Origin of the sequence: Streptomyces sp. NPDC050528 (genome assembly GCF_044457795.1) — a bacterium.
Classification (GTDB): Bacteria; Actinomycetota; Actinomycetes; order Streptomycetales; family Streptomycetaceae; genus Streptomyces.
In genome coordinates, this window is the sequence record NZ_JBITHH010000007.1 from 458,720 (window position 1) to 464,915 (window position 6,196).

Consider the following 6,196-nt stretch of genomic DNA (forward strand, 5'->3'; position numbering starts at 1 on the left):
TCCCCGCGCCCCTTTGGGGCGCCTTACTCGCCGGCGTTCACTGGCTCGGCCGCGTTCTTCTCTGCCGTCATCCTTTGCGCTTTGCGGCGCACCATCAGCATGGAGGCGAGGCCTACCAACACCGCTGCCGCCAGGCCGAAGTAGGAGAAGCGCTTGAGCCAGTCCTCGGCGACGATTCCTACGTAGTAGACGACCGCCGTGGTGCCGCCGGCCCAGATGACTCCGCCGAGGAGGTTGGCGGTGAGGAACTTCCAGTAGGGCATGTGGAGTACGCCCGCGAGGGGGCCGGCGAAGATGCGGAGGAGGGCGATGAAGCGGCCGAAGAAGACGGCCCACATGCCCCACTTCTCGAAGGACCGTTCCGCGGTGGCCACATGGCCTTCGCTGAAGTGTCTCGGGAACTTCTTCGCGAGCCAGGCCAGGAGCGGGCGTCCGCCCTTGCGGCCGATCGCGTAGCCGATGGAGTCGCCGATCACCGCGCCCAGGCTCGCGCAGGCGCCCAGGACGATCGGGTTGATGCCCGAGTGCTGGGAGGAGAGCAGTGCCGCCGACACCAGGACGATCTCGCCCGGCAGCGGAATGCCCAGGCTCTCCACCCCGATGACGAGTGCCACCAGGGCATAGACGGCCACCGCCGGAACCGAGTCGAGCCATTCCTGGACGTGCAACGCCGGTCCTCCTGCTGATGCGCGGACTGCCTGTCCTGCCGGCGTGCGCCCCGAACGCGAATCGGGCGCACTCAGGAAGCCTACAGCTCGGCCTCGGACGGCAACGCCCCCGTGCGACCCCTCCGATGTCAGCGCGGAGGACCGCATCGGAATCGCTCCGTTACGTGCCAGGAGTGCCGAAAGGGCGTCGACTGCCGGAGATTCACTTAGAGTAGCCTTGCCTAAGTTGGCCGGTTTCCGGAGGGTGGCTGGTGGGAGCAGGGGAACTGTCGGGGCGGGACGTCCTGACGCGCTCGGTCAAGGGACAGATACGGCGCGTCGCTCTCGGCTCGGCGCTCGGAAGCGTGCACCAACTGGGGGAAGCCCTGGTGCCGGTGCTCATCGGTGTCGTCATCGATCAGGCCGTCGCCGGGCAGGACGCCGGGCGGCTCGCGCTGTGGCTCGGTGTCCTGGCCGTCATGTACGTGACGCTGTCGTGGAGTTTCCGGCTGGGCGCCAAGGCCGGTGAGCGCGCGGCCGAAGAGGCCGCGCACACACTCCGGTTGGCGATCGTGGACCGGGTGCTCGACGCCCGTGGCGGCGCCGAGGAGGGACGGCTGCCCGGTGAACTCGCCAACGTCGCCACCGAGGACGCCAAGCGGGTCGGCGCGGTCAACATGGCGCTGATGGCCGGGATGTGGGCCCTCGCGGGTGTCGCTGTGAGCGCCGTCGCGCTGCTGCTGACGTCCGTGACACTCGGGTTGATCGTGCTGCTGGGTACGCCCGTGCTGCTCTGGCTGGGGCATCTGCTGAGCAAGCCGTTGGAGCGGCGCAGCGAGGCCGAGCAGGACAAGGCCGCTCACGCGTCGGGCGTGGCCGCCGACCTGGTGGCCGGACTGCGGGTCCTGAAGGGGCTCGGTGCGCAGGATGCCGCCGTCGAGCGGTATCGCCGGACGAGTCGTATCTCCCTTGCCGCCACGCTGCGTTCGGCTCGTGCCGAGTCCTGGCAGACGGGGCTCGTGCTCGCGCTCACGGGTGGGTTCATCGCGCTGATCGCTCTCGTGGGCGGGCGACTAGCCCTCAACGGGTCCCTTACGTTGGGGCAGTTGGTGTCGGCGGTGGGGCTCGCGCTGTTCCTGCTGGGGCCGTTGGAGACGTTCGCCTGGGTCAACGCCGAGCTGGCGCAGGGGCGTGCCTCGGCCGCGCGCGTCGCCGAGGTACTGGCCACCGGGCACGCGGTCGTGGACGGCGACGACCCGGTCGCCGAGCCCGTTCGCGGGGAACTGCGGCTGCGTGGCATACGGCTCGGTGGGCTCGACGGGCTCGATCTCGACCTGCCCGCCGGGCAGTTGACCGGCATCGCGGTCACGGACCCGGCCGGTGCGGAGGCGCTGTTGCGGTGCCTCGGGCGCGAGACGGACCCGGAGTCGGGGTCGGTCGAGCTGGACGGCGTGCCCCTGACTCGCCTTGATCCTGCGGGACTTCGGGCCGCCGTGCTGGTCGCCGCTCATGACGCCGCGCTGTTCGAGGGCTCGTTGGCGGCGAACGTGACGCCGGACGACAGCTCTGAAGGCGAGGAGGCCGGTCTCCGCACCGAGCGGGCGATGGCCGCCGCCCGGGCCGACGAGGTCGCCGACTCGCTGCCGCACGGCACCGCGACCGATGTCGGTGAGGGCGGGCGCTCCCTGTCCGGCGGACAGCGTCAACGCGTGCTGCTGGCAAGGGCGTTGCGTGCCGGGCCGCCCGTCCTGGTCGTGCACGATCCGACGACGGCCGTCGACACGGTGACCGAGGCCCGCATCGCCGGTGGCCTGCGCGAGTTCCGGCAGGGGCGCACCACCATCGTGGTGACCAACAGCCCCGCCCTGCTCGCCGTCACCGACCACGTGATCCTCCTCGACGCCGGCCGCGTCGGCGCCGAGGGCACCCACGCGGACCTCGTACGAACCGACGCGACTTACCGGACGGCGGTGCTGGCATGACGACGGGAGCCGAGGGGACGGGAGCGGGACGGGTGGACACGGAGCGGGTGGACACCGGGCAGGTGGGTGCCGAGCAGAGGGGTGCCGGGCAAGTGGACGCCGAGGGAGTGGGCGCAGGGCAGGTGGCTGCCGGGCGGACTCAAGCCGAGTCGGTCGGTGTCGGGCAGGCGCCCGCCGAGCGGTCGGAAACCCAGGCGGTCGACGCCGAGCAGCCGCGTGCCGAGCGGACGGAAACCGAGCCGGTCAACACCGGACAGCCGCGTGCCGAGCGGACGGAAACCGAGCCGGTCAACACCGGACAGCCGCAAGCCGCCCCACCAGCCCCCGACCAGTCCATCCCCGACCCCGACCCCGACCGCACGCTCCTCCCCACCGCCACCCCCGCCCGCACCCGCGCCGCAGTCCGTGAACTGCTGCGCCCGCAGCGCGGGTTGGCCGTCGCCGGGTTCGGGCTGATGGTGCTGGCCACGGCCGTCGGGCTGCTCACCCAGCCGCTGCTGGGCCACATCGTCGACATCGTCACCGAGCGCCGCTCCCCCGACGCGCTCACCTTCCCCGTGGTCGCGCTGGCCGGGGTCGCGGTCGTCCAGGGCGTGACCACCGCGCTCGGCATGTCACTCATATCCCGGCTGGGCGAGACGGCACTCGCACGGCTGCGTGAACTGTTCGTCGAGCGTGCCCTGTCCCTGCCCCTCGACCGGGTGGAGAAGGCCGGTTCCGGTGACCTCAACTCCCGTGTCACACGGGACGTTTCGCGGGTCGCCGACGCTGTGCGCGGGGCGTTGCCCGAGCTGGCGCGGTCCGCGCTGTCGATCGTGCTGACGCTCGGCGCGCTCGCCCTGCTGGACTGGCGGTTCCTGCTAGCCGCGCTGATCGCCGTGCCGGTGCAGGCGCACACCGCGCGTTGGTACGTCCGCAACGCCGTTCCCCTGTACGCCAAGGAGCGCATCGCCACCGGGACCCAGCAGCAGCAGTTGCTGGACACGATCGGCGGGGCGCGGACCGTACGGGCGTACCGGCTGCAGAAGGGCCACGCGCGGCGCGTCACCGAACGCTCTCGTGCCGCCGTCGAACTGACCATGCGTGGCGTGCAGTTGATGCTCCGCTTCTACAGTCGGCTGCACATCGCCGAGTACCTGGGGCTGTCCGCCGTCCTGGTCACCGGGTACCTGCTGGTGCGCGACGGTTCGGCCTCGGTCGGTACGGCCACCGCGGCCGCGCTGTACTTCGCCAGTCTCTTCGGCCCGGTCAACACCGCGCTGGTGCTGCTCGACGACGCTCAGTCGGCAACTGCCGGGCTGGCACGGCTCGTTGGGGTCGTGGACGAACCCGCGCCCGTGGTCGCCGACCGCGCTGACGACCGTACGACCTCCGCCGGTCCCCCGTCCGTGACGCTGACCGGTGTCTCGCACGCGTATGTGCCGGGCCGCCCGGTGCTGCACGAGGTCGACCTGGAGATCCGGCCCAAGGAGCGGGTCGCGCTGGTCGGTACGACCGGTGCGGGCAAGACGACCCTGGCCAAGCTGGTCGCGGGGCTGCACCGCCCGCAGTCGGGCCGGATCGACGTCGGCGGCGCGGAACCGGACGAGGCCGGTCACCTCGTCGGACTCGTCACGCAGGAGGTCCACGTCTTCGCCGGACCGCTCGCGGACGATCTACGCCTGGCCCGCCCGGACGCGCACATCGAAGAACTCCGCGAGGCGCTCGACACGGTGGGCGCACTCGGCTGGGTCGAGGCGCTGCCGGAGGGACTGGACACGGTCGTCGGCGACGGCGGTCACCGGCTCACCGCCGACCGTGCGCAGCAACTCGCCCTCGCCCGGCTGCTGTTGGCCGATCCGCCCGTCGTCGTACTCGACGAAGCCACGGCGGAGGCGGGCAGTTCGGGTGCGCGGCAGCTCGACGAGGCCGCCGAACAGGCTCTGCGCGGCCGAACCGCGCTGGTCGTGGCGCACCGGCTCAGTCAGGCCGCCTCGGCGGACCGGGTGATCGTCCTGAGCGACGGCCGGGTCGTGGAGAGCGGCACGCACGACGAACTCCTCACCGCCCAGGGCCAGTACGCCGCCCTGTGGCACGCCTGGTCCGGCAGCCGCTCCGCCGAGACTGCCCCCGACGCCCACTAACCACCCCCTCTTCGACCTCCCCCAGACCTGTCACCCCCCGCCGAACCCACCGCGACGAACAGAAGGATCACCCGATGCCCCGCGCCACCAGAGCTTCACGGCTGTCCGGCCTGCTCGCCTCCGTACTCCTGCTGGCCGTCACGGCGGTCGGCTGCGGTTCCTCCAACTCCGACTCCACGTCGTCCAGTTCGAGCACGTCGGGGGCTGAGGCAAAGGCCTCCGCGGACGCGTTCCCCGTGACGATCGCCCACAAGTTCGGCAGTACGACGATCAAGTCCGAGCCCAAGCGCATCGTCACCGTCGGTCTGACCGACCAGGACGCGGTCCTCGCCCTGGGCAAGGTGCCGGTCGGCACGACCGAGTGGCTCGGCGGCTACAAGGGCGCGATCGGTCCATGGGCCAAGGACAAGCTGGGGAGTTCACCGGCGCCGACCGTCCTCAAGGACACCGGCACCGGCCCGCAGGTGGAGAAGATCGCCGCCCTCAAGCCCGATCTGATCCTCGCCGTCTACTCCGGCCTGACGAAGGCGCAGTACCAGAGCCTGTCGCAGTTCGCGCCGGTCGTCGCCCAGCCGAAGGCCTACAACGACTACGGCGTGCCGTGGCAGCAGCAGACCGAGGAGATCGGCAAGGCGCTCGGCAAGGCCGACGAGGCCAAGACCCTGGTGTCGGGCGTCCAGGCGAAGTTCGACGCGGCCAAGAAGGCCAACCCGGCGTTCGCCGGCACGTCGGCCGTCATGGCCACCCCGTACGAGGGCGTGTTCGTCTACGGCAGCCAGGACCCGCGCTCCCGCCTCCTCTCGGACCTGGGCTTCACGCTGCCGAAGGACCTCGACAAGGTCATCGGTGACACGTTCGGCGCGAACATCAGCAAGGAGCGCTACGACCTCCTCAACCAGAAGGTCGCCGTGTGGATCGTCCCGGACACCACCACGGCCGTCACCAAGCTGCACAGCGACAAGATCTACGGCGACCTGAACGTGGTGAAGCAGGGCCGCGAGGTCTTCATCAAGGAGACCAGCGACTACGGCAACGCGGTATCCCTGTCCACGGTGTTGAGCATCCCGTACGTCCTCGACCGTCTCGTCCCGCAGCTCGCGGCGGCGGTGGACGGCAAGACCTCGACGAAGGTGGAGCAGCCGGCCTCCTGACACCGGGAACGTGAAAGGGGGGCGGGTCCGAGGTAGTTCGGACCCGCCCCCCTTTCGTGTGCTCAGACCCCGTCGACCTCGACCAGGCTCTTCGGCCTCATGTCCGTCCAGTTGGCCTCGATGTGGTCGAGGCACTCCTGCCGCGCGGCCGGTCCGTGCGCGACCGTCCAGCCCGCCGGTACGTCCACGAAGTCGGGCCAAAGGCTGTGCTGGCCCTCGTCGTTGACGAGGACGGAGTAGACGCCTTCGGGGTTCTCGAACGGGTTGCTCATGTCGGGGGTTCCTTGCCTCTC

The 6,196-nt window shown here is 70.9% G+C and carries 5 protein-coding genes; 3 read left to right on the forward strand and 2 right to left on the reverse strand.

Annotated features, from left to right (window positions below):
* Window positions 1-23: 23 nt before the first annotated feature.
* A complete protein-coding gene (locus ACIBK4_RS26090; RefSeq protein WP_398998036.1) occupies window positions 24-668 on the reverse strand; it encodes a DedA family protein in 645 nt (214 codons plus the stop codon).
* A gap of 251 nt (window positions 669-919) precedes the next feature.
* Here ACIBK4_RS26090 and ACIBK4_RS26095 point away from each other — a divergent pair, with 251 nt between their 5' ends.
* The 3 genes from ACIBK4_RS26095 (at window position 920) to ACIBK4_RS26105 (ending at window position 5,903) form a co-directional block, all read left to right on the forward strand.
* Window positions 920-2,629 (forward strand): ABC transporter ATP-binding protein, encoded by a 1,710-nt coding sequence (locus ACIBK4_RS26095; protein WP_398998038.1) that lies wholly within the window; start codon window positions 920-922, stop codon window positions 2,627-2,629.
* Window positions 2,626-4,752, forward strand: a complete 2,127-nt coding sequence (locus ACIBK4_RS26100) for an ABC transporter transmembrane domain-containing protein (RefSeq protein WP_398998040.1) — start codon at window positions 2,626-2,628, stop codon at window positions 4,750-4,752. Before ACIBK4_RS26095 ends, ACIBK4_RS26100 begins: the two co-directional genes overlap by 4 nt.
* A 74-nt stretch (window positions 4,753-4,826) precedes the next feature.
* Window positions 4,827-5,903: an iron-siderophore ABC transporter substrate-binding protein gene (locus ACIBK4_RS26105; RefSeq protein ID WP_398998042.1), complete on the forward strand. Its 1,077-nt coding sequence runs from the start codon at window positions 4,827-4,829 to the stop codon at window positions 5,901-5,903.
* Window positions 5,904-5,965: 62 nt separating this feature from the next.
* Here the strand turns inward: ACIBK4_RS26105 and ACIBK4_RS26110 are convergent, their stop codons facing one another.
* Complete coding sequence (locus ACIBK4_RS26110; protein WP_398998044.1) at window positions 5,966-6,175, reverse strand: MbtH family protein; 210 nt, start codon at window positions 6,173-6,175, stop codon at window positions 5,966-5,968.
* Window positions 6,176-6,196 lie beyond the last annotated feature (21 nt).

Coding starts and splice junctions, on each gene's coding strand:
- ACIBK4_RS26110 (WP_398998044.1), bottom strand. CDS start 6,175: ATGAGCAACCCGTTCGAGAACCCCGAAGGCGTCTACTCCGTCCTCGTC.
- ACIBK4_RS26100 (WP_398998040.1), top strand. CDS start 2,626: ATGACGACGGGAGCCGAGGGGACGGGAGCGGGACGGGTGGACACGGAG.
- ACIBK4_RS26105 (WP_398998042.1), top strand. CDS start 4,827: ATGCCCCGCGCCACCAGAGCTTCACGGCTGTCCGGCCTGCTCGCCTCC.